Annotated in this window: 20 protein-coding genes and 1 riboswitch; of the genes, 17 read left to right on the top strand and 3 right to left on the bottom strand. The window is 28.3% G+C overall.

Annotated features, from left to right (window positions below):
- Positions 1-99 precede the first annotated feature (99 nt).
- Positions 100-621 (top strand): putative ABC transporter permease, encoded by a 522-nt coding sequence (locus BN2920_RS20345; protein ID WP_058296786.1) that lies wholly within the window; start codon positions 100-102, stop codon positions 619-621.
- 27 nt (positions 622-648) lie between these two features.
- On the opposite strand, the gene BN2920_RS20340 is transcribed toward BN2920_RS20345, so the two are convergent.
- On the bottom strand, positions 649-1,839 hold the full coding sequence (locus BN2920_RS20340; RefSeq protein ID WP_058296785.1) for a pyridoxal phosphate-dependent aminotransferase: 1,191 nt from the start codon (positions 1,837-1,839) through the stop codon (positions 649-651).
- A gap of 271 nt (positions 1,840-2,110) precedes the next feature.
- On the opposite strand from BN2920_RS20340, the gene BN2920_RS20335 reads away from it, so the two are divergent.
- Positions 2,111-3,373 (top strand): methyl-accepting chemotaxis protein, encoded by a 1,263-nt coding sequence (locus BN2920_RS20335; RefSeq protein ID WP_058296784.1) that lies wholly within the window; start codon positions 2,111-2,113, stop codon positions 3,371-3,373.
- A 1,045-nt stretch (positions 3,374-4,418) separates the two neighbouring features.
- Positions 4,419-5,618: an IS110 family RNA-guided transposase gene (locus BN2920_RS20330; RefSeq protein WP_058293047.1), complete on the top strand. Its 1,200-nt coding sequence runs from the start codon at positions 4,419-4,421 to the stop codon at positions 5,616-5,618.
- A gap of 233 nt (positions 5,619-5,851) precedes the next feature.
- Here BN2920_RS20330 and BN2920_RS20325 read toward each other — a convergent pair whose 3' ends face one another.
- Positions 5,852-6,754 carry a DUF4097 family beta strand repeat-containing protein gene (locus BN2920_RS20325; RefSeq protein WP_058296783.1) on the bottom strand — a complete coding sequence of 301 codons (903 nt, stop codon included), beginning with the start codon at positions 6,752-6,754 and terminating at the stop codon, positions 5,852-5,854.
- Positions 6,755-6,768: 14 nt separating this feature from the next.
- Positions 6,769-7,500: an HAAS signaling domain-containing protein gene (locus tag BN2920_RS20320; protein WP_058296782.1), complete on the bottom strand. Its 732-nt coding sequence runs from the start codon at positions 7,498-7,500 to the stop codon at positions 6,769-6,771.
- Positions 7,501-8,040: 540 nt separating this feature from the next.
- Between BN2920_RS20320 and BN2920_RS20315 the strand changes: the two genes are divergently transcribed.
- From BN2920_RS20315 to BN2920_RS20250, 14 genes are all read left to right on the top strand, one after another.
- A complete protein-coding gene (locus BN2920_RS20315; protein ID WP_058296781.1) occupies positions 8,041-8,718 on the top strand; it encodes a hypothetical protein in 678 nt (225 codons plus the stop codon).
- A gap of 79 nt (positions 8,719-8,797) precedes the next feature.
- A riboswitch (Lysine riboswitch) is annotated at positions 8,798-8,966 on the top strand.
- A gap of 168 nt (positions 8,967-9,134) precedes the next feature.
- Positions 9,135-10,430: a diaminopimelate decarboxylase gene (lysA, locus tag BN2920_RS20310; RefSeq protein WP_058296780.1), complete on the top strand. Its 1,296-nt coding sequence runs from the start codon at positions 9,135-9,137 to the stop codon at positions 10,428-10,430.
- A 446-nt stretch (positions 10,431-10,876) separates the two neighbouring features.
- Positions 10,877-11,425, top strand: coding sequence for a signal peptidase I (gene lepB, locus BN2920_RS20305; protein WP_058296779.1), 549 nt, complete (start codon positions 10,877-10,879; stop codon positions 11,423-11,425).
- Between the two features lie 65 nt (positions 11,426-11,490).
- Positions 11,491-12,069: a signal peptidase I gene (gene lepB / locus BN2920_RS20300; RefSeq protein ID WP_083498884.1), complete on the top strand. Its 579-nt coding sequence runs from the start codon at positions 11,491-11,493 to the stop codon at positions 12,067-12,069.
- A gap of 65 nt (positions 12,070-12,134) precedes the next feature.
- The gene (locus BN2920_RS20295) at positions 12,135-12,350 is read left to right on the top strand and encodes a DUF3006 domain-containing protein (protein ID WP_230132227.1); all 216 of its coding nucleotides are present in this window, start codon (positions 12,135-12,137) and stop codon (positions 12,348-12,350) included.
- A gap of 22 nt (positions 12,351-12,372) precedes the next feature.
- A complete protein-coding gene (ftsH, locus tag BN2920_RS20290; protein ID WP_058296778.1) occupies positions 12,373-14,496 on the top strand; it encodes an ATP-dependent zinc metalloprotease FtsH in 2,124 nt (707 codons plus the stop codon).
- A 77-nt stretch (positions 14,497-14,573) separates the two neighbouring features.
- Positions 14,574-16,685 (top strand): HelD family protein, encoded by a 2,112-nt coding sequence (locus tag BN2920_RS20285; RefSeq protein WP_058296777.1) that lies wholly within the window; start codon positions 14,574-14,576, stop codon positions 16,683-16,685.
- Between the two features lie 135 nt (positions 16,686-16,820).
- A complete protein-coding gene (locus tag BN2920_RS20280) occupies positions 16,821-17,384 on the top strand; it encodes a glycerol-3-phosphate responsive antiterminator (RefSeq protein WP_058296776.1) in 564 nt (187 codons plus the stop codon).
- 244 nt (positions 17,385-17,628) lie between these two features.
- On the top strand, positions 17,629-18,438 hold the full coding sequence (locus tag BN2920_RS20275; RefSeq protein ID WP_058296775.1) for a Cof-type HAD-IIB family hydrolase: 810 nt from the start codon (positions 17,629-17,631) through the stop codon (positions 18,436-18,438).
- Positions 18,439-19,749 carry an ABC transporter substrate-binding protein gene (locus BN2920_RS20270; protein ID WP_058296774.1) on the top strand — a complete coding sequence of 437 codons (1,311 nt, stop codon included), beginning with the start codon at positions 18,439-18,441 and terminating at the stop codon, positions 19,747-19,749.
- Between the two features lie 243 nt (positions 19,750-19,992).
- The gene (locus BN2920_RS20265; RefSeq protein WP_058296773.1) at positions 19,993-20,901 is read left to right on the top strand and encodes a carbohydrate ABC transporter permease; all 909 of its coding nucleotides are present in this window, start codon (positions 19,993-19,995) and stop codon (positions 20,899-20,901) included.
- Positions 20,891-21,718 carry a carbohydrate ABC transporter permease gene (locus tag BN2920_RS20260; RefSeq protein ID WP_058296772.1) on the top strand — a complete coding sequence of 276 codons (828 nt, stop codon included), beginning with the start codon at positions 20,891-20,893 and terminating at the stop codon, positions 21,716-21,718. The genes BN2920_RS20265 and BN2920_RS20260 overlap by 11 nt, the downstream gene beginning before the upstream one ends.
- 9 nt (positions 21,719-21,727) lie before the next feature.
- Positions 21,728-22,816, top strand: a complete 1,089-nt coding sequence (locus BN2920_RS20255) for an ABC transporter ATP-binding protein (protein ID WP_058296771.1) — start codon at positions 21,728-21,730, stop codon at positions 22,814-22,816.
- 2 nt (positions 22,817-22,818) lie between these two features.
- On the top strand, positions 22,819-23,616 hold the full coding sequence (locus tag BN2920_RS20250; protein ID WP_058296770.1) for a sugar phosphate isomerase/epimerase family protein: 798 nt from the start codon (positions 22,819-22,821) through the stop codon (positions 23,614-23,616).
- Positions 23,617-23,871 lie beyond the last annotated feature (255 nt).

Raw genomic sequence — 23,871 nt, 5'->3', positions numbered from 1 at the left:
AATTATTTATTATAACAGAAAATATTATTAATAGTATAAAGAATATTTACTATAAGTCCTACAAATACTAATAGCATTAAAAAAATGAGGTGCTATTTTATGAATTTAGGTTTATATATTTGTTTTAATTTTATATTATACTGCTTTATAGGTTGGATAATAGAAGGTTTATATTCATTAGCAACAACAAAAAGGTTTAAGAAAGAGGGATTTTTAAAGACTCCGTTTAAGCCTATGTATGGTATAGCAATGACGTTATTAATAATATTTCATGAAGTGTTTGATATATATGGATTTCCTATGCTGCTTCTTCTAATATTAATACCAACAACAGTAGAATATATAAGTGGCTATATACTAGATCATAAATTTAATAAGAAGTATTGGGATTATTCTAAAAAAAAATATAATCTCAATAGCTATATATGTTTGAAATTTTCTATATATTGGACTGCTTTAACATACATAGGAATATATTTATTTCAGCCAATAATAAGAATGATTTATATAAGTTCAGAATCTATATTATCAAAAATAACTTTACTATTTTTAATAATTTTTTTATGGGATGCATACATAACATTGAGAACTTATTCAAAAAGCAACGTTAAGCTGCAATAACTTAACGTTGCTTTTTATTAGTTGAATTTAGATCATTGAATATAATTTTGCTAGTTTATCAAAAGCTTCAAGAGATTTTTCGATTTTTTCATAAGATATGCAGTAAGATAATCTAACATGACCTGGACATCCAAATGTAGAACCAGGAACTAATAAAAGATTAAATTGTTTTGCATCTTGGCAGAATTTTTTATCATCTTCAATAGGTGTTCTTGGGAATAAGTAAAAAGCACCTTCAGGCTTAATGCAAGTGAATCCTAGTTTTATTAGATGATTATATAAAAGATCTCTATTTCGTTTATATATATTCACATCAACTTCACTTCCTAAAGACCTTGCAATTACTCTTTGGAATAATGATGGAGCATTTACAAATCCCAATATTCTATTTGCAATATTTAATGCAGCCATCATTTCATCACAATCTGTCATGGATGGGTTTACGACAACATATCCAATACGTTCGCCAGGAAGCGATAATGATTTGCTATAAGAATATCCTATGAAAGTATTATCATAATATTTTAAAAGACAAGGAACTTCCGCATCATCATAAACAATTTCTCTATATGGTTCATCAGAAATTAAGTAGATAGAGCTATTTAGTTCTCTTTGCTTTTCTTTTAAAAGATCTGCTAACTTTTGAATTGCCTCTTTTGAATAAATAACGCCTGTTGGATTATTTGGATTATTAATTATAATTGCTTTGGTTTTTGAATTTATTACTTTACTAAGCTCGTCTAGATCAGGTTCGAATGTATCTATATTTGTAGGTACAATAACTAGCTTACCATTAAAGTTTTCAGTATAGTTTTTATATTCACCAAAGAATGGTGCAAATGTGATTACCTCTTCACCAGGATTTAATATAGATTTTAATATTATATTTAATCCTCCAGCAGCGCCACAAGTCATAACAATATTATTTCTGGTAAGATTTAAGTCATTTTTCTTATTAAGAAAAGAACTAATATCATCTCTTACATCTTCATATCCAGAATTATTCATATATCCATGAACAAGGTTTGGTTTTTCTTTGTTTAAGATATCAGAAATAATAGTTTTAATATTTTCTGGAGGTTCAACGTTTGGATTACCTATGCTGTAATCAAAAACATTTTCTTCGCCATAAATATCAGATAATTTTTTTCCTTCTTCAAACATTGCTCGTATTGTTGAGCTATTGTTAACTAGAGATTTCATTTTATTTGAAATCATTTATAAGCCCCCTTAAATAATAAATTTTATTTAAAATTAATAATAAATTAATATTGAATTAAATATCTAATTATAATCTTATCACATTTAAATAATTTAATTAATATTTACATTAAATTATACACGTAATTATAAAGAAAATATCCATTGAATAAATTAGAAAAGAATGATATTCTAAAAAGGTAAAAAGTATATATTATCCTATATTATACTAATTTTTAATTTGATATTTAATATATTTATTTTATACATAGAAATGGAGAAAAGTCATATGAAGACAGAAAGAAAAGTAAGTGTATTTAAGTCTATTACAACAACCAATAGAATATCATTTTTTCTTATGCTTTTAGTAGGAATTATAGTCGGATTTAGCTTTACAAAAGGAATAGAAGATTCTATTATTTGGCTAGTGATAGCTATTCCATTATGTATTGCTGTGGGATTTATAAATACTTTAAAGATATTAAAGCCATTAAAACAAATACAAGAATTAGCAAATAGATTAAGTAATTACGATCTGTCTACAGAAATAATATTAGATAGAGATGATGAGTTTGGAGTTATAGCAGATTCTCTTAATAGCGCTCAAAATAATATGAAGGAGCTATTAACTGGATGTGAAAAAAATTCAAACAATGTAAATAAACTAAGTGAAGAAATTTTGGCTACAATTCAAGAATTAGCAAATACATTAGGGTTCATTAATAAAGAAATTGAAAAGATTGATGAAGGTGGACAAAATAATAGTGGAACAGTAGAAGAAATTTATGCATCAATTCAACAAGTAACTGCAAATGTTGAAGAGCTTTCAGCAAGAGCGGAAACTGGAAGCGCTAACTCAAAAGAAATACAAGAGCGAGCAAGTAATGCTGCACTTAATAGTAAAAGAGCAATTGAAAATACAACTAGAATATATCATGACAAAGAAGATGTTATAAGACAAGCTATAGAAGAATCTAAAGTTGTTGAAGAGATAAAGATAATGGCTGAATCAATAGCAAGTATATCAGAACAAACAAATCTTCTTGCTTTGAATGCAGCAATTGAAGCGGCTAGAGCTGGTGAAGCAGGTAAGGGGTTTGCTGTTGTTGCAGAGGAAGTTGGAAAACTTGCAGAAGAATCATCAGCATCAGTAGTTACAATTCAAAATACTGTTGATAAAGTAGAAAAAGCATTTAAAAATTTATCTAATAATAGTGAAGAAATTCTTAACTTTATAAAAACTGATGTAAAGCAAGATTTAGTCAGTTATGGAGAAGTGGGAGATAGATATAGTGAAGATGGTGATTTTATTTCTGAAATGTCTGAGCAAATATCAGTTATGTCAGATTCAGTAAGTGCATCAATTCAAGAAGTGAGTGCATCTATTTCTTTAACTGCCAAAAATTCAGAAGAGATTGCAGAAAGTACACATAGTATTAGGGAATCAATAGATAACGTCTCAGATGCAATGAATCAATTATCAGGAACAATAGCAGGTGAAGCGAAAAGTGCAAAAGATTTAACAACAGCAATCTCTAAGTTTAAAGTATAATTTTATAGTGAATTTTAATATAAAAGTGGTTATTGTATATAAAATAAATAAGGGACGTACTGAGTTTAGTGCGAATAACCGAAATAAAGCTCTTATGTGTGGCTCGCTTGCTACAAAAATGAAGCTAAGAATTCAAACATGGAAACTTGCATCCACAAATGTTTGCTCCAATGTAAAATTGGACAAACAATTGTGGAACAAGTTTCCATGAAGAATTCTAAAGCTTCATTTTTTAATGCAAGACACCGCCAACATAAGAGCTTTATTTCTTTGTTTCATCTAAATTCAGAGTAGTGGTATTATTGTTGCTATAGATAAATACATTTTTAAATTAAGGAATAGTTATTTATAGATGTTAAAGGTTCAAAAAGTTAATATTTTACCATTTTTTAAAAGATATAAATTTATAAATATCAGAATATAAATTCTTACGAATGTTCACTTATAAGGAAAACTATTCATCATTAGATGAATAGGGCTATACTGCTAAGTTCGTACCTCACCAAGCATTATATGCCAAAGAGCAGCTATGCTACAATTCAGAATTTTTCTTATATATTTAGGAATACATGGCTTTTCTAAGTAGCCGCATAAATTATAACTAAAATAAATTAGATGTCTATGATTTTAGAGAAAACAAAGAAATTCAATATATGAATAGGCGTAGTATTGTATTGGAAATTTCAGCTTTAAAATTCTTTGGCAGAGGATGTTCCAAAATTGTTTGTCTAAAAACTTGCTTTTTGGAGCAAACATTTTTGGGTGCAGCCTCTGCCTTAGAATTTGGTACTCTATAAGTGTAGATACAAATCATAAATATATGATTTAACATCTGCACTTATTTTAATTTATAATAAAGGGAGTAATTTGGTATGACGACTTTAGAATTGGGTTTTAACATCCGTAGCTAAAACTGTCAGCCATCCCTTATTATAAAGATTCGATTAAGCAGGTTGAAACCGTACGGCTTTCGTGTAACTAACCAAAATGAATTGTAATAAGTGTGGGTGGATTAAAATTACAATAATTTTTTAGGAGGATTAACATGATTAGTGTTGGAATTGATGTTTCAAAAGGAAAAAGTACAGTATGTATATTGAAAGAATATGGTGAGGTTATTAGTGAACCACATGAAATAAATCATACTGAAGCTGATTTAAAAGCATTAGTTGAATCTATTTCTGAATTAAATGAAGAAACTAGAGTTGTTATGGAAGCGACCGGTGCATACCATTTGCCACTACTTACTTATCTTAAAAATCATGGTATATTTGTAGCCGTAATAAATCCATTAATTATGAAAAAATATTCTGCTATAGGATTAAGGAAAGGTAAAACTGATAAATTAGATTCTATCAAAATAGCTAATTATGGAATTGATAATTGGTTTAAATTAACTGACTATGAAGCAACAGATGAGGTGTATTCTGAATTAAAATTATTAGGTAGGCAATATTCTCATTATATAGCTATGAGAATAGAGAGCAAACTTGTACTAAGTAATCTATTAGATAGAACAATGCCAGGAATTAAAAATCTATTAAAAAATAGATCCGATAAGCCAGAGAAAGATAAATTAAATGATTTTGTTAAAGAATACTGGCATTACGATAATATTACCAAGAAAAATGAAAAGCAATTTATAAATAGTTATTTTAAATGGGCAAAAAATAAAGGATACCATCAAAGTGAAACAAAAGCAAAACAGATATATGCTTTAGCACAAGAAGGCATCCCTACACTATCTTCTAGTACCCCATCAACCAAAATGTTAGTATTAGAAGCTGTTCGAGTTCTTAGCGAAATAGATAGAACTCTATCTATGATATTATCACAAATGCAAGAATTAGCAAGTAGTTTAAAGGAATACAATGTTGTTAGAAATATGCCTGGAGTTGGAGATACATTGGCTCCACGCTTAATTGCTGAAATCGGTGATTTAAAACGCTTTTATAATAAAAAGGCTTTGATAGCTTATACGGGTATTGATTCACCTCCTTTTGAGTCGGGACAGTTTGTTGCAAACAAACGTCGTATTTCTAAAAGAGGTTCTGCATTATTACGAAAAACTGGATATGAAATTATGAAATGTATCAAAAGTGCCAAACCAAAGGATGATCCTATATTTTTATATATGTTAAAAAAAGAAGCAGAAGGAAAACCTAAAAAAGTTGCTAAAATTGCTGCATTAAATAAGTTTCTAAGAATATACTACGCTAGAGTAAAAGAAGTCTATAATACTTAAATTTAGATAGTATCTATATCTAAATTAAACAGAATTTCTGTTTAATTTATTTGTCATGCAAAAAATATATAAAAAACCTGCTAAAAAAAACTTGATTTTTCTTAGCAGGTTTTAGCTGAAATTTCCCTACAATCGAGCCTATCATATATTGAATTTCGGTTGTTATCCACTAAACTTCGATTCTACATTCATTATTTGGTTGTGAGATACTCTCTGTTATTAAGAAATAAAAATTAATTTACAGATATGTCTCCACTTGTAGTTTTTATGTCTATTAGTGCTTCTTCATTACCATTTGATAATGTAGAAAAACTTGTATCGCCAGAAACTGTATAATAATTAATCTTATATCCACATTGTGTTGGGATATTTAGAGAAATGTCTCCAGACACACTTCCAAAAGATGATTTTTTTAAGGAGTCAGTAAATGAAAAATTCATATCGCCAGAAGTAGAGCTTGAATATAGGGTACCAAAATTACCAATACAATCTATCTCACCGGATGTAGAATTTATTTTAGTATCAGATGCAAATAAGTTGTTAAGGCTTATATCACCACTTGAACTATTCAATGAGATATAATCTAGATTTACATTTGACATATAGATTTCCCCACTTGATGTGAATGTAGATATTGAATTTATATTTAAATTTGATAAATTCACATCCCCACTGCTAGTTGTTAATTTCAAGGAAAGATCTTTAATTATTTTTTGAGGGATACTAATATTTACAGTTGAGTGTGAAGGAATGGAATGATTTGAATTAAAAATCATTTTATCTCCATTTTCAGTTTTAGAAAGTTCGGCATTAGAATTTCTATTATTTTTTATTTCAACTAATATATTATCACCATCATATTCATTGACATTTATATTTTGTGATTCTAAAGATATTTCAAAGTTTTTTATATTATTATTAATAGGATAACTTTTTTCTGAAGTTTTATAGTTGAATCCTAATTCGTCACTATAATAAAAATTAAAATCATTTAAATTTATTTCATCTGCATAATCAGAAAGTTTATAACCGCTATTAACTAAAATAATGCATCCAGAAGAATAAAAGACTATTGTTAACAAAATTAAAATTAATAGAAATATTTTTATACTAGTAGACATAAATTTCTTTTTCAATTGTATACACCTCCTTAAGACATTAATATGGAATAAAGTTTTTTGATTCCAATTACTGATGCTTTAAAAACATAGCAAAAAAGTATAAACAAAATAATAGAAAGTGTTACTGTACCTAAGCAGAATAAAACCAATACTGGATATGGAAAGTTAGAAATAAAGTTCGGAATAGTTGGGATGCCAGCAAAACTAGTAAATGTACCACCTATTAGTAAACCGATACTTCCAAAAAACATTCCAATTGCAGTTCCAAAGATACCTAGTATAATTCCTATAATAGTAGTGAAAATTGGTGTGAATATTATAATAGATAAAATTAAAATACATATTTTTAATATTGAATTAATATTAATACTTTTTTTTGTATTATTATTTTTATAAAATTTTGAATCATCTTTATTTTTATTAGTATCTGTATAGTCATTTTTATTATTAGAAGTATTTGAATGCCTTTCAGTTGAAACTATATAATTTCCACTATAGTTTGATTCATTATTATATATCCTTGAATCTGAAGAATCATTTAAAGAATCTTTCATATAGTCAGTCAATAAGGCGCTATCTTTATATTTATTGATTAAAGTATCAATATCACCTAAACTTTCCACTATTTCTTCTTCTGATTTACCATTTTGAATCTCTAAATCAAATAAATTTTCATAGTGCCATATTATATCTTGAAGTTTCTTTTCAGGAATATCTTTTAACTCATCCATTAAAATATTAAAGAATTCATTTTTATTCAATAATATTACACCTCCTTATTAGCTTTATATGTTCTGATATAGAGTATAGAGTAAGAAGGTGGATACTACAATATACTGGAAGGATATTTAATCATTTATTAAGGTATTGCTTGAGGATGTTTATTTTTTATTAAGAAATTTTTAAGAAAATTGGATATATAAACATTTCTGTGGATAAGTATGTGGAAAATGTTTATATATTTGAATGGTGGATTAAGAAAAATTGGTATATAGCTTAGTTAAATCATTGTTTATATCTAATTATAAGTTGTGGATAAATAAATATGAATTGAATAATTTAAGTAATATGCTAGGATTTTTATTTAATTAGGTTACAAAAAATTAATAAAATAAATGTTACTACCTTAATAAAACAGTGTTAATATTATATTGACGATTAATTATTAAGAAATTAATATTAAATATATAAATTAGGAACAGTATGCACAATTATGTGGATAAAATCTGTGGATAATGTGGATAATGTATGGGTTAAATTATTTAATTAATTATTACAGATAAGGGGAAGGAGAGGGTTTAATGAATAAACGAGAAAAATTTGTTCCAGAAATAAAAGGTACATTAAGAAAACATGTGGTAGAAGTCCCATCAATAATACGAGAATGTGGGGGGATAAAGATTTTTGGGAAAAGAATAAAATCCCTACTATTCACAACGGACGTTGCAATAATAAGAAATACTAATGCTGATGCAATTATTGCTGTATACCCGTTTACCCCTCAGCCAATAATAACACAAGCTTTAGTTACTGCAGCAGATGTACCAGTATTCTGTGGAGTTGGTGGAGGAACAACTTATGGAAAGAGAGTGATCAATTTAGCATTAGATGCAGAATTTAAGGGAGCTATGGGTGTGGTAATGAATGCTCCTATATCAAATGATATAGTGAAACAAGTAAGAGATACAATAGATATTCCTATTATAGTTACAATAATATCTGAGGATGAGGATATAGATAAGAGAATAGAAGCAGGCGCAACAATATTTAATGTATCAGGCGGAAAAAGTACTGCAAAAATAGTTAGAAATATAAGAGAAAGGTATTCGGAGTTTCCAATCATAGCAACTGGTGGACCGACAGTAGAGACTATAGAAGAAACTATTAAGGCTGGTGCTAATGCAATAACATATACACCGCCGACAGCTTCAAGTATTATGGGGAGACTTATGGACACATATAGAGATGATATGAGATAATAAAAAATAGTCATTGAAATACAAGAAAAATGTGGTATCATAATTGTAACAAGTTGAATAATATAATAGCATAAGTTTTAACAGATGTAGAGGTGCTATAACAAAGAGTAATTATATGGAGCTGGCAGGTTAGGATATATAATAAAAGGTGTTATAGCCGAAGAGATGGATTTTTATGCAAAGATCAATTTCTGGGTATTCATAAAATATATGAATAACTGTCACGAAAGTGTTGAGCTACACAGTTATAATAATGAATCATATAATTGATTGTTATTTTAACAAAGTAAAAAGCTCGTCACAGATATATCTGTGACGTTTATTTTTATAAAAATAAGCAATAAACATATTTTATAGGTAGAAATAATATAAGTTTTAAATTATGAAGTATGAATAAAGAAGATTGGGGTAATATTATGGAACTATTTGGAACAATGAAAGTTGAAGAGAATGAGCTAATAATAGGCGGGAATAGAGCGACAGATTTAGTAAAAGAATATGGAAGTCCTTTATATGTATTTGATGAGGAACTTATAAGAAATTATTGTAGAGATTATAGAAAATATTTTAAATGTGAAGAAAATAATAATAAGGTTGCATTTGCTGGTAAGGCATTTTTAAATGTACAAATGTGCAAATTGTTAAAAGAAGAAAATATGAATTTAGATGTAGTTTCAGGTGGAGAGCTTTATACAGCATATAAAGCAGATTTTCCATTAGAAAAAGTAATGTTTCATGGAAATAATAAGACATTAGATGAAATTGAGCTTGGGGTAAAGCTTGGTGTGGGTAAATTTGTTGTTGATAATTTTTATGAAATGGAAGCATTAAATAATATAGCAAAAGAATATAATAAGGTTCAAAATATATATTTAAGAATAACACCAGGAATCGATGCACATACTCATGAATATATTAGAACAGGTCAAATTGATTCTAAATTTGGTTTTGCACCAGTAGAAGATACTATAGAAAAATCTATAGAAATGGCTATAAATCTAGAGAATATAAACCTTGTAGGTATTCATTGTCATATAGGTTCACAGACTTTTGGACTTGAGGCATATGAAGAGGCTGTTGAGGTAATGTTTAATTTAGTAAAAAAAATTAAAAAAAATATGGATTATTTAATAAAAGAAGTAGATTTTGGTGGTGGTTTTGGTATATACTATACTAAAGAGGACAAACCTCTAGAAACTTCTGAATATTGTGAAGCAATAATAAATAAGGCAGAAGAGGTATCTTCAAGATTAAACATTGAGAGACCTATACTTACTATAGAACCAGGAAGAAGTATAGTAGGTAATGCGGGCGTTACTTTATACACAATAGGTGCAATAAAGGATATTCCAGGTGTTAGAAAATATGTTTCTGTAGACGGTGGAATGACTGACAATATAAGACCAGCTCTTTATAGTGCTGAATATGAAAGTATATTAGCAAATAGAGTTAATAGTGAAGTGACAGAAAAGGTTACTATTGCAGGAAAATGTTGTGAATCAGGAGATATTTTATTAAAGGATGTTACTCTTCCGGAAGTTAAAACTGGAGATATATTAGCTATTATGACTACAGGTGCTTATGGATATTCTATGTCTAGTAATTATAATAGAATACCAAAACCAGCAGTTGTTATGGTTAAGGACTCTAAGGCAAGATTAATATGCAGAAGAGAAACTTATGAAGATATAATAAGGAATGATGTTATATAATTCTTTATTATATAATTAGGACAAGCTTTTTATTAATATTCTTTCCCAAGATTATTATATATATAAAGATGGTGTATATGAACTTCATGTACACCATTTTTTAATTTTCAATTTTCAATGCTCAATAATCAATTAGGGTGAAATTCTTTTAGAATTTCTCAAGAATATATATTTCGTAAATTTTGCTTTGTAAAATTTTTCTTTAAATATAATTGAAATTATATTTAAAGAAATGCTGAAAAAATTTCAACCTAGATTGGAAATTAATTATTTATAATTAATTATTGTAAATAATATAAGAATATATTATTTACTGCAATAGCTATTTTTTTACATACTGATAGTTTATTATAAAGTAAAGAAATTTAATAATTTATAAACATTATAAACTATAAATTATGGTATACTTATAAAGTGAAAATAGTTGGAATGGGGGCAATAATAAGTTGGAAGAAAATAATTTATTAAAAGAAGAAAAAAAACTAGATAAAAAGGCAATAATAAAGGAATATATTCTAAATTTTATAATAATAGGTGGCTTAGCATTTTTAATATTAAAATTTGTAGGCCATGGTGTTTATATTCCAAGTGAGTCTATGGTTCCAACTTTAGAAGTTAATGATAGGTTAATTGTATCCAATGTGTATAAGCCAGAAAACTTAAAAGAGGGAGATATAGTTACATTTAAATGCGATGAATATGGAGATAAATTATTAATAAAGAGATTAATAGGTCTCCCAGGTGATACTATTGAAATAAAAGATGGAGTTGTTTTTAGAAATGGTACAGAGCTAGAAGAACCATATGTTAAAAATAATGAAGAATATGATGGGTATTTTGAGATTCCAGAAGGAAAATACTTTTTCTTAGGAGATAATAGAGCAAATTCAGATGATTCTAGGTATTGGGAGAACCCATATGTGGATAGAAAAGATATTGAAGGTAAAGTACAAATAAGAATTTATCCATTTAATGAAATAGGAAAAGTAGATTAAGACACTTTAGTGACACAAATATTAGATATAATATAATGTAAGTTTTATATAAGGAGAATTTAAATATGAAAAAGAATGATGACTTTACAATTAATTCAAAAGATATAGAAGCAAATGAATCTTTGAATAAGAAAAATGGATTTATCAAAAACTTTTTCAAAGATTGGATAGTTCCAATATTTGCGGCATTAGTTATAGCAGTGCTAATTAATAAATTCATATTTTTCAATGTTTATGTACCAACTGGATCAATGATTCCTACAATAAATGAAAATGACAAGATTTTAGTTACCAGAATCTATAATCCAGAGAAAATTCAAAGAGGAGATATAATTGTATTTTACTCTGAAGAATTACAGGAAACATTAATTAAAAGAGCAATTGGACTTCCAGGAGATCATATAGATATTAAAGATGGAGTTGTAAGCGTAAATGGGGAAGTATTGAAGGAGGATTACGTTAAGAATAATGATGATTTTACTGGTTCTTTTGATGTTCCAGAAGGTAAGTTTTTCTTCTTAGGAGATAACAGAGCGAATTCAAATGATGCTAGGTTATGGATCAATTCATACATAGATGCTTCAGAAATAAAGGGTGAGGCTAGATTTAGATTCTATCCATTTAATAATATGGGCACTTTATAGTTAAAAAATTTGACTTATAAGTAATAATAAATTATTATATTATGATAACTATGAGAGGGAGTATTATGGAAAAATACATTTTAGATAGAGTAGAGGGGAATTATGCTATATTAGAAAATGAAAATGGTAATATGATAGAAATAAATATAGATAATATAGATGGTAATTTTAGAGAGGGAGATATATTGATTAAAAAAGGAGAAAAATTTACTGTTAGTGAACTCCTTACAAAAGAAAGAAAAGATAAAATAAAAAATATGATGAACGATATATGGGAATAAATGCAAGGAAGGTGATTAATGTATGCAAAATAACAATAAGAATAATAAAAAGAAAAATAATAAATCTTTTAGTATTGCGCTTACATATTTTATAATAGCTCTTTCGTTTTTAATAGCATTCAATTATTCAAAAGGAGCTATTACAACTAAAGATATAAGTTATGATGAATTTTACAGATTATTAGACAATAAGGAGATTTCTAAAGTTATTATTACAAGTGATAATTTAGAAATAACACCTAAAGGTGATAATCCTGAATATAAGGGTAAGACTTTATATACAGCTAGAATAAATGATGAAGAATTAATTCCAAAGCTTAAAGAAGCAGGAATATATTTTACAGGAAGAAATCCTAAACAGACGCCTCTATTAAATATGATGATTTCATGGATTTTACCTATGGTACTTATCTTCTTTATGTGGAGATTTTTATTCTCTAAAATGGGAAATGGCGGAGGCGGTGTCATGGGCATCGGTAAAAATAATGCCAAGGTTTATATGGAAAGTGAAATAAAAGTTACATTTGATGATGTTGCAGGACAGGAAGAAGCAAAGGAATCTTTAAAAGAAGTTATTGATTTCTTAAACGGTCCTGCTAAATATACTGAAATTGGGGCTAAGCTTCCTAAAGGTGTACTTTTAGTTGGACCTCCAGGAACAGGTAAAACACTTATTGCCAAAGCTGTAGCAGGTGAAGCTAAGGTACCATTTTTCTCATTATCAGGTTCAAGTTTTGTTGAAATGTTTGTAGGTGTTGGTGCATCAAGAGTTAGAGAATTATTTAAAGATGCTGTTGCAAAAGCACCATGTATTGTATTTATAGATGAAATTGATGCTATTGGTAAGAGTAGAGATAATCAAATGCAAAGTAATGATGAAAGAGAACAAACTTTAAATCAGTTACTTTCTGAAATGGATGGATTTGACTCATCAAAAGGTATAGTTATTCTTGGTGCTACTAACAGACCAGAAATACTAGATAAAGCACTTTTAAGACCAGGTAGATTTGATAGAAGAGTTATAGTTGATAGACCAGATTTTAAAGGAAGAGAAGCTATACTAGCAGTTCATGCTAAAAATGTTAACTTAGGTGAAGACGTTGATTTAGCAGAGATAGCTAAGAGCACACCAGGTGCTGTAGGAGCAGATCTTGCTAATATAATAAACGAAGGTGCTTTAAGAGCTGTTAGAAGAAGAAGAAAAATGGTTCTTCAAGAAGATTTAAGAGAAGCAGTTGAAGTGATTATTGCTGGTCAGGAAAAGAAAGACAGAATTCTTTCTCCTAAAGAAAGAGAAGTTGTTGCATTCCATGAAGTTGGTCACGCACTTGTTGCAGCAATGCTTAAAGGAACAGATCCAGTTCATAAAATAACTATAGTTCCGAGAACAATGGGAGCTTTAGGATATACTATGCAAGTGCCTGAAGAAGAAAAGTTCTTAACATCTAGAGAAGATTTAATGAATCAAATTACCGTTATGCTTGGTGGTAGATCAGCAGAAGAAGAAGTATTTAATTTAGTATCAACTGGCGCTTCAAATGATATAGAAAGAGCTACTTCAGCAGCTAGAAGCATGATATCTATGTATGGTATGAGCGAAAGATTTGACATGATGGCTTTAGAGTCAATACAAAACAGATATTTAGATGGTAGAGCCGTTAGAAACTGTAGTGAGCAGACATCAACTGTGTTAGATGAAGAGACATTAAATGTAATAAAAGCAGCTCATAGCAAAGCTAGACAAATACTTAGAGAAAATAGAGACTTATTAGATAAAATATCAGCTGTTCTTTTAGAAAAGGAAACTATTTTTGGTGATGAATTCTTTAATTTAGTATATGAAAAGTATCCTGAAATGAAGGAAGAAAAAGAAAAAGAGAAGAATGAAAATGATAAAAAGGTTAAAGAATTAGAAGAACAAAGAGCTAAGAATCGTGCAGAAAGAGATAGGGATATTGAGGAAGATAATTCTAAAGAAAATAAAAATAGTTTAGATTTAAAGAAAGAGTCCAAGACAGATAGAGTAGAATTAAAACAAGAGACACAAGAAGATAATTTTATTATTGAAAATCAAAGTAGTATATTTGATGAATTAATTTCAGATGAAACTGAAAAAAATGAAGAAGATAAAAAAGATAATATATAATAATAGAGATATATGAAAAACTCCCAATGGGAGTTTTTCATCTCATTTGGTATTATGAAGTGAAAGGAAGTTGTTTTTTGAATAATCAAATAGATTTTTTAAATGAACAAGCAAAATTAGATAATACTTTAGAAATTATCAATGGAGAGATGCTTAAATACTTAGAAAAAAGAAAAGTTGTAACTAAATATATATTAGATGCAAGAAAGAAGTATATAGAAGAATATAAAGATGATGAAGATCAAGTAATTGATTACTTTGATCATGAAAACTATGTAAAAGAAGAAGCGTATAAAACTATAGATAAAAGACTAATGGAGTTTACGAAGCTCAAAGAAAATCCTTATTTCGGCAAAGTAACCTTTAAAGAAGACGACAATATTCCCGAGGAAATATACATAGGAAGATATGGTTTGACATTAGAAGATTCTTATGAACCTGTAATTGTTGATTGGAGAGCACCTATTGCATCACTATTTTACAAAGGGAGCCTTGGTGAGGCGACTTACAACACTCCAGTAGGTGAAATGAATGCAGATATAATAGGAAGAAAGCAGCTTATTATAAAAAAGAGTCAGTTAAAAGGTGTATTTGATTCAGCAGTTGATGTTAAAGATGAAATACTTCAAATGGTTTTGACAGAAAATTCATCTGATAAATTAAAAGATATTGTTATGACAATACAAAAAGAACAAGATGAAATAATAAGAGAAGATAAAAATAGGGTAGTAGTAGTTAATGGGGTAGCTGGATCGGGAAAAACAACTATAGCACTTCATAGAATATCATATTTACTCTATAATTTTAGAAAGCAATTTGGAGATAAGGTATTAATATTTGGACCAAATGATGTTTTTATGGATTATATAGCGCAGGTATTACCTTCTCTTGGTGAAAGTAATATAGCTCAGACTACATTTGAGAATTTTGCAAAAGAGGAAATAGGAATAGTTAATGAACCAATAAAAGGATTTTCAAGCTATGTTGAAGATGTGATTGATGGAAACACTAGTGAGCTTGAAGAATATAAATATAAAAGCTCACAAGAATTTGTAGAATTTTTAAATGAAAAAATCAATTTGTTGAATAAAGAATATTTTAATATTCAAAGTGTTAAATTCAACGGAGAAGAAATTGTATCTATAAATGAAATCAAAGAATTATTTGATGTATATTATAAAGATATGCCTTTATTTAGAAGAAGTGAAAAGATAAAAAGAATATTAACATCAAAGATTAAAGATAAAAGAGATGAACTTTATTATGCACTTCTTAAAGAAATAAAAGAAAAGAAAGAGAAATTATCAGAAGAAGAATTAAAAATAGAAAGCAATAATCTAGAATTCTTAAGAAGAATGAGAATAAGAGAAATTGTAAGAATGGTTATGAATTCTAGAGAAGAACTTGATAACTGGATTAATCATGAAGATATTTTAGATTTGTACAAAAGCATGACTAATACTAAAGCTCTTGGGTATATGGATTTAAGTGCAATTCTTTATTTAATGATTAAGCTAGAAGGTAAAAAGTTAAAAAGAGAAATAAAACATATAGTCATAGATGAAGCTCAGGATTATAGTTATTTACAATTTGAAGTTATTAAAGAAATAACAGGCTGTAAAAGCTATACTATAGTTGGGGACTCTAATCAAAGATTAATAGACACAAATGAAGAATGTGCTATGATTAACTTACAAAAAGTATTTACTGATGCAGGATTTGATATAAAGAACTTTAGTTTAAATAAAAGTTATAGATCAACTCAAGAGATAATGGAATATGCAAATAAATTCTTAGAGGAAGAAAAAATAGTTCCTTTAGTTAGACGTGGTGAACCTGTAATGGAGGAAGAAGTGTTTGATGAAAGTGAATTTATAGATACTGTTATCTCTATAATTGAAGATTATGAGGAAGATAATTGCGAAAATATAGCTGTAATATTTAAAGGCAGAAATGAACTTAGAAAATATGCTCCTCTTATTAAGGAAAGAATAAGTATTCAAAATTTAGATAACGAAGAAAGTATCTATAAGGGAGGAAAAGTGCTTATACCAGCATATCTTGCAAAAGGATTGGAATTTGATGGCGCTATTATTATTGAAGAGGATGAAATACAACCATTAATTAAGTATATTATGTGCACTAGAGCACTTCATAGACTTGCAGTTATAAAAAATAATAAAGAATAGAAATAAAAAACCTTATTTGGATCGCTTAAAATCCAAATAAGGTTTTTTAACATGGATTTATTATTGAATCAATACAGTCTTAACAAAGAGTGAGTAAAATACAAGTATAGAATAAATCTTAAGGGATGAAATGATTTGAATGTAAAAGATATATTAAAAGTCAGTCCATTGATTGCAGCTGCTAAAATACAGGATTTAAGAGAAGCTGTAAATTCAAATGTAGGTGCAGTAATATTAATGGAAGCTAAATTAAATGAGCTGTTAGAAGAAGAGTTTAGGGAATTGAAAAGAAAGAAGCCTATATTCATACATATTGATTTATTAAAGGGACTTTCAAATGATAAAGAAGCCATAGAATTTATAAAAAAATATGTTAATCCAGCAGGAATTGTTTCAACTAAAAGTTCTGTAATAAAATCTGCTAAGAAGAAAGGTTTAATAGCAATACAAAGGATTTTTCTTATTGATACAAAATCTTTAAATAGTGCCATAGAAAGCGTAAAAGAGAATAATCCTGATATTGTAGAAGTAATGCCAGCATTAGCGCATTCTATTGCTAAGAGCATAAAAGAATTAACAAACAAACCAGTTATAATGGCTGGATTGGTAGAAAATGAAAAACAGATTTTAGATGGATTGAATTCAGGAGCAGATGGTGTATCATTTGGTAAAAAGAATTTGTGGAATATGAATTTATAATTAAAACTTAATATTAGGTAATTAGTGGTGGAGATTTGAGAAAACCGTTAATCAACTTTGTAAAAATAATATATGCATGTTGCAATAATAAAATTTCATTTAAGATGTTTACAGTCTAAGTAAATACTAGCATACAAAATGTAGAAAAGTAATTGCAACATATATATAAAATGTATTTGAAAAGAAGGTGAGCTATGGTTTATTGAATTTCCTATTTTTATATCTAATTTTAAAGGAGTTTTATATGGACATAAAAATGATTGTATCAGATTTAGACGGAACTTTATTTAATAGTGACAAAGAGGAATATGAAGTATCAAAGGAATTAATAGAAAAAATTCATAAATTTGAAGAGAGTGGCGGAATATTCACTATTGCAACTGGAAGGCCAGTAGAAACAAGCATCGAAGTAGCAAAAACTATAGGCATTAAATCACCATATATTGCTTATAATGGAGCAAAAATAGTCGATGTTACTGGTAAGGAACTTTATTCTGAAAAATTTGATTTAAAAACATTTAAAAAATTTTTAAATGATGTTCAGAATTTTGGAGTATCAGTAATCTTTTATGATGATGGACAAACCATTTGTTTAAAGCATACATCAAGAATTTTAATATACGAGAAAAAAGAAAAGACTACATGCATTGAAGCGAAAGAAGATATTACAGACTCTGAGTTACAAATAAATAAGATTCTTTTAATAGGTGATGTAAGCAAAATAACTGAATTATGGAGTAGGTTAGATAAGAACATAAGAGAAGAATTTAGGTATGTAATATCAGAAGATGATTATTTTGAAATAATTAAAAATAATGTCTCAAAAGGTGATGCGTTAAAAAGGTTAAAAGAATATTTAGACATAGAAGATAATCAAGTTGTAACAATAGGCAATCACATGAATGATAAAGAACTTATAGAAGAAGGTCATTTGGGATATGCAGTAGCAAATGCAGTAGATGGTCTAAAAGATATTGCTGATTATGTAACAGAGGGAGAGTATGAGTCTGGAGTTATTGAAGTAATAGAAACATATTTGAAGGGGGAAATTTAAATGCAAAAAAATATATTAAAATTTATTTCAGTTGTATCACTTTTAACATTATGTCTTACAGGATGCGGAAGCACTAAAAGTCAAAACACAGGAGCAGAAGCTGCAAAAGGTGAGAAAGTAAAAATTGAATATTGGCACTGTAATGCAGAAACTCAAGGGGGGCAGACTGTAGAGGAACTTGTTAAAAAGTTTAATGAACAAAGTGATTCTGTAGAGGTAGTTGCTAAGTATAATCCAGATATGTATAAAGGTCTTATGCAGAATTTACAGGCAGAGGCTGCAACAGGAAAATCACCTGCTGTAGTGCAGATTGGCTGGGCGTTTTTAGATTATTTCTCAAATAATTTTGCTTATATTGAACCACAAGAAATTATTGATAAATATTATGAAGAAGATAAGACATTCTTGCAAGATAACTTTTTACCCAATGTTTTAGGTCTTGCAAAAAACAGTAGTGGATCACAAGTCGGTATACCATATTCACTTAGTACACCTGTATTATACATTAATAAAGATATTTTAAGAGAAGCGGGATTAGATGAAAATGGTCCTAAGACATGGGAAGATGTAAAGCGTTTTGCTGATACTGTAAAAGAAAAAACAGGCAAGTATGGTTTATATATTCAAGAACCAGCAGATAACTGGGCTACACAAGCATTATTAGAAAGTAATGGAGCAAGAATGATTACTGATGGAAAAGCAAGCTTTGCATCAGAAGAAGGAATAAAAGCATATGAAGTTTATGCAGATATGGTTGTTAATACAAAATCAGCTCTTCATATATCTTGGGGAGAAGGTGTTCAATCTTTCATTGATGGTAATGTAGCAATGCTTTATACAACAATTGCACAAAGAGCAAATGTTCAAAAGGGAGCAACGTTTGATGTAGCTGCAATTAATTCTCCATCATGGTCAGGAAAAGAAAAGAGACTTCCAGCAGGTGGGTGTTTCCTTGCAATAACTGCACAAAGCGAAGAAGAACAAAAAGCAGCATGGGAATTTGAAAAATATTTATATAGTGTTGAATCTATGGCAGAATGGACAAAAGGAACAGGATATGTACCTCCAAGAAAAGATGTTGCTGAAGCTGAAAATGGATTAAAGAGCTTCTTAGAAGAAAATAAGATGATGGAAGCTGCAACAACTCAAATGGATGGAGTTGTATCATGGACATCATTCCCAGGTGATGCTGGTTTAGAAGCTGAACAAATACTATTAGATACAAGAGATAAGATATTAAGTGGTAGCGTATCAGCAAGAGATGGATTAACAAAAGCACAAGAGGATATCAATGTATTGTTAAGTAAATAGTTTTGGATTAACTGTATAGAAGGTAGGTTTAGGCACAATCAAATAAATAACAAGTCCATCTGCTAGCTCATTTTCCATCATCCTGCGTCAGCAAAATGTCATAATAGACTTGCTATGATGGCACTTTGCTTCCTTGCCTGATGAAAAATATTCATAGCAGCTTTGGACTTATTTATTTTCATGTGCCTTATTCCTACCTTTTATAAAAATATTTTTAATGAAACTATTTTAAGGAGAATTAAAATGCAAAATAAGAAACAACTTATAGATTACAAGAGCAAACAAAAATTTATTGCATATTTATTAATATTGCCATCATTTTTAGCCTTTTCAGTATTTATGTTCTGGCCTCTTATTAGAACATTTTATTTAAGCTTTTTTTCATGGAATATGATAAAACCAGTAAAAGAATTTGTAGGACTTTCAAATTATATTGATATATTTACAAATCCAATTACATACAAAGTTATGGGAAATACGCTTTTATATATACTAATACTGCTATTATTAAATTTTGTTGCGCCATACATTCTTTCTTTTATTCTTTCAGTGGTTATAACAAAGGCAAAAGGATTTTATAAGAGTGTAATATTTCTTCCAAGTGTAATTTCATTAGTTGTAGGATCAATTCTATACTTATGGATACTAAATCCTATATCAGGTCCAGTAGCAATAATAGCAAAGCTTTTTGGAATCACATTGCCTATATGGAGCAAAACTGATGGACTGGTTATTGTGGTTATAAGTTTAATAACATCATGGAAGATATTCGGATATAATTTTATAGTTGTTCTTGCTGGTGTTTCTGGAGTACCAACTGAAATTATTGAAGCAGCAAAGCTTGATAATATACCAATGTATAAAATATTTTTAGATATTGTTATTCCAATGAGTAGTGCAACAGGAATTTATGTTCTAATAATGACAATAGTTCAAGGACTTCAATATGTATTTACACCAATAAAGGTTATAACTCAAGGAGGGCCTAACTATGCAAGTTCAAATGCCATCTATAATGCATATCAAGAAGCATTTGTACTATATAAAACAGGTAGTGCATCTGCTTTTGCAATTATTACAATGTTACTTTTTGTAATATTGCTTATATTGGAATTTAAATATGTAGAGAGAGGCGTGTATTATGAAAATTAAAATGACATCAGAATATAAATGGCATATATTATTAATTTTATTTGTAATTGTTTCGCTTTTTCCAATAGTGTTTGCTATATCAAGCTCATTTAAAGAATTAAATGAAGCATATAGTAATGTTTTTGGAATTGTACCAAAGAATCCTACAATAAACAACTATAAAGAAGTAATCTTAAGACTACCTTTTTATAAAATTACAGAAAATACATTCTTTATAGCCACTACTGTCACAGTATTTAAGGTTATTACTTCAGTACTCGCAGCATATTCATTTGTTTATTTTGATTTTAAATATAAAAACATACTTTATTTTATATTAATTAGTACAATCTTTATACCATTTACAGTTACGATGATTCCAAATTATCTTACTGTGTCAAAGCTTGGACTTAATGATAAATTACTTGGAGTTATTCTTCCACAGTTAAGCGATGCTACGGGAATATTTTTAATAAGACAATCAATGAAAACTATACCTAAAGCATTAATTGAAGTTGCAGAGCTTGAAAATGTAGGGCATTTTAAGAGAATGAGAGACATTGTAATTCCACTTGTTAAGCCGGCAATAATTTCCACTGGAATAATGTTTTTTATTAATTCATGGAATGAATATGTTTGGCCAGTATTAATATTAAAATCTAAAGAAAATTTTACACTTCCTTTAGCTCTTCAATTATTTATAAGCTCAGAAGGTGGAACTGATTTTACTATTGCCATGGCAGTATCTGTAATAACAATGATAATACCATTAATACTATATATAATTTTCCAAAAGTATATTATTAATACTTTTACATCATCAGGAATTAAAGGATAGGAGTTAGCAATGAAAGAAATAGTATTTGAAAATGTATGTAAATCTTATGGAAAAACACAAATAGTTAATAATTTAAACTTAACAATAAAAGAAGGTGAAAGATTGATTTTACTTGGACCTTCTGGATGTGGTAAGTCTACAACTCTTAGAATGATTGCAGGGCTGGAAGATATAACAAGTGGAAAGTTATATATGAATGGAAAATGTGTTAATAATGTTAAGAGCGGCGAGAGGAATATAGCAATGGTATTTCAAAATTATGCATTATTCCCACATATGACTGTAGAAGAAAATATAACTTATGGTCTAAAGGTGCATAAATTTCAACCTTCAGAGGTGAAAGATAGGTTAAATTCTGCAATAGATATGCTTCAATTAAATGGGTTAGAAAAAAGAAAACCAAAAGATTTATCTGGTGGACAACGCCAAAGAGTAGCACTTGCAAGAGCTATAGTAAAAAGAAGCGATTATTTTCTTTTGGATGAGCCACTTTCAAACCTTGATGCACAACTTAGAGGACATGCAAGAAAAGAATTGGTTAAGATTCATGAATTATATAATCAAACTTTTGTATATGTAACACATGATCAAGTAGAGGCTATGACAATGGGAGATAGAATAGCACTTATGAACAAAGGAACTCTTCAAATGGTTGATACTCCATCCAATGTGTATAACAAGCCAGCAAATATATTTACTGCAAAGTTCATTGGTTCACCATCAACAAATGTTTTTGAAGTTAATTATAATGACAGAAAAATAGTAGTAGGCGATCAAAAAATTAGTATTTCAGATGAGTGGATTAAGTTAGTCGAAGATAATGGGAATACAGAATTATGCATTGGTATACGACCTGAACACATAAACTTACAATTTGAAAAGGGAAAAAATTCACTAAAAGGTTTTGTTAAATATGTTGAAGATTATGGTAATAAGGTTGGAGTTTATATTGAAGTAGAAGGAAATGAAGTAATTGCTATATTAGAAGAAAATAAATATAAATCTGATGATGTTGTATATTTTGAACTGGATTTTAGTAAAATTCATTTGTTTGATAGAAAAACAACAATGTCAATTGGATATCCGAAGGAGATTTAATTATGAATATTTATATAAGTACAAATTTATATAATCCAGATCAGCTTGAAGAAATTTTTAGTCTTTTAGATAAAATTAATGATAGAAGTATTGGAATAGAACTTTTTGTAGAGTGGCAGAATGATGTATTTATTAAGTTTATTGATGATAATATTGATAGGCTTAAAGATTATAAAATTTCATTACATGGACCATATTATGAGACAGAACATTCGGCAGAAAAAGGATCTTTAGAATATATAAGAACAAATGAATATTTCAATAGTACGTTAGAAATATCAAAAGAATTGAATAGTAGATATATCGTATATCATCATAACAACTGCAAAGTTGTTCAGGAAAATAAGGAAAGAATGATAGAGGCATCATCTGAGAACTTAATAGATTTGAATGAAAATGCAAAGGAATATGATTCAAAAATTGTAGTAGAAAATTGTGGTGTAATTTCACATGAAAATATGTTATTTAATGAAAAAGAATTTATAGAAATGGCAAAAAGTATTCCTAATAATATACTTATAGATATAGGGCATGCATTTGCAAACAAATGGGATATAGAGAATATTATTATGGAGTTAAAAGATAAGATTGTTGCATATCATATTCATAATAATGATGGATTTGAGGATAATCATAATAGAATAAATGATGGAAAATTAAGCTTTGATAAATTCTTAGACTTGTATAAAAAATATACAAGTGATGCAGACTTAGTCCTTGAGTATGGAAAGCAGTGTTACAAAGATGTCTTTGGGATTATTGAGGACATAGAATATATAAAAAATAAACTAAATAAATAGAACTGTTAAACGCTAATGCTTAATATCTTAAAGGGCTTTGGCGTTTTTTATTCTTTAAAAGATTATATCATAGTCGCCTTAGCGATTTTTTTATTATACATGAATTATTTAATGTATGCATAATAATACAATATGCACATTAAAATATTAAAAATAACATAAAATAAAGTATATTGATATTCTAATATTAATATATATTGATCTGAAATTTAATATTTGACAAAAAATATTAAAGAATTTTATACATAACTATTG

The sequence above is a fragment of the Clostridium neonatale genome (assembly GCF_001458595.1).
GTDB lineage: Bacteria > Bacillota > Clostridia > Clostridiales > Clostridiaceae > Clostridium > Clostridium neonatale.
The sequence above is the reverse complement of the archived record's forward strand: the minus strand, read 5'-3'. Positions and strand labels throughout refer to the sequence as shown.

Bases quoted from the DNA above. Each gene is read 5' to 3' on its own strand.
- BN2920_RS20265 (WP_058296773.1), top strand. From the start codon at position 19,993: ATGCAAAATAAGAAACAACTTATAGATTACAAGAGCAAACAAAAATTT.
- BN2920_RS20250 (WP_058296770.1), top strand. From the start codon at position 22,819: ATGAATATTTATATAAGTACAAATTTATATAATCCAGATCAGCTTGAA.
- BN2920_RS20340 (WP_058296785.1), bottom strand. From the start codon at position 1,839: ATGATTTCAAATAAAATGAAATCTCTAGTTAACAATAGCTCAACAATA.
- BN2920_RS20270 (WP_058296774.1), top strand. From the start codon at position 18,439: ATGCAAAAAAATATATTAAAATTTATTTCAGTTGTATCACTTTTAACA.
- BN2920_RS20330 (WP_058293047.1), top strand. From the start codon at position 4,419: ATGATTAGTGTTGGAATTGATGTTTCAAAAGGAAAAAGTACAGTATGT.
- BN2920_RS20335 (WP_058296784.1), top strand. From the start codon at position 2,111: ATGAAGACAGAAAGAAAAGTAAGTGTATTTAAGTCTATTACAACAACC.
- ftsH (WP_058296778.1), top strand. From the start codon at position 12,373: ATGCAAAATAACAATAAGAATAATAAAAAGAAAAATAATAAATCTTTT.
- lysA (WP_058296780.1), top strand. From the start codon at position 9,135: ATGGAACTATTTGGAACAATGAAAGTTGAAGAGAATGAGCTAATAATA.
- BN2920_RS20255 (WP_058296771.1), top strand. From the start codon at position 21,728: ATGAAAGAAATAGTATTTGAAAATGTATGTAAATCTTATGGAAAAACA.
- BN2920_RS20315 (WP_058296781.1), top strand. From the start codon at position 8,041: ATGAATAAACGAGAAAAATTTGTTCCAGAAATAAAAGGTACATTAAGA.
- BN2920_RS20260 (WP_058296772.1), top strand. From the start codon at position 20,891: ATGAAAATTAAAATGACATCAGAATATAAATGGCATATATTATTAATT.
- BN2920_RS20275 (WP_058296775.1), top strand. From the start codon at position 17,629: ATGGACATAAAAATGATTGTATCAGATTTAGACGGAACTTTATTTAAT.
- BN2920_RS20345 (WP_058296786.1), top strand. From the start codon at position 100: ATGAATTTAGGTTTATATATTTGTTTTAATTTTATATTATACTGCTTT.
- lepB (WP_083498884.1), top strand. From the start codon at position 11,491: ATGAAAAAGAATGATGACTTTACAATTAATTCAAAAGATATAGAAGCA.
- BN2920_RS20295 (WP_230132227.1), top strand. From the start codon at position 12,135: ATGGAAAAATACATTTTAGATAGAGTAGAGGGGAATTATGCTATATTA.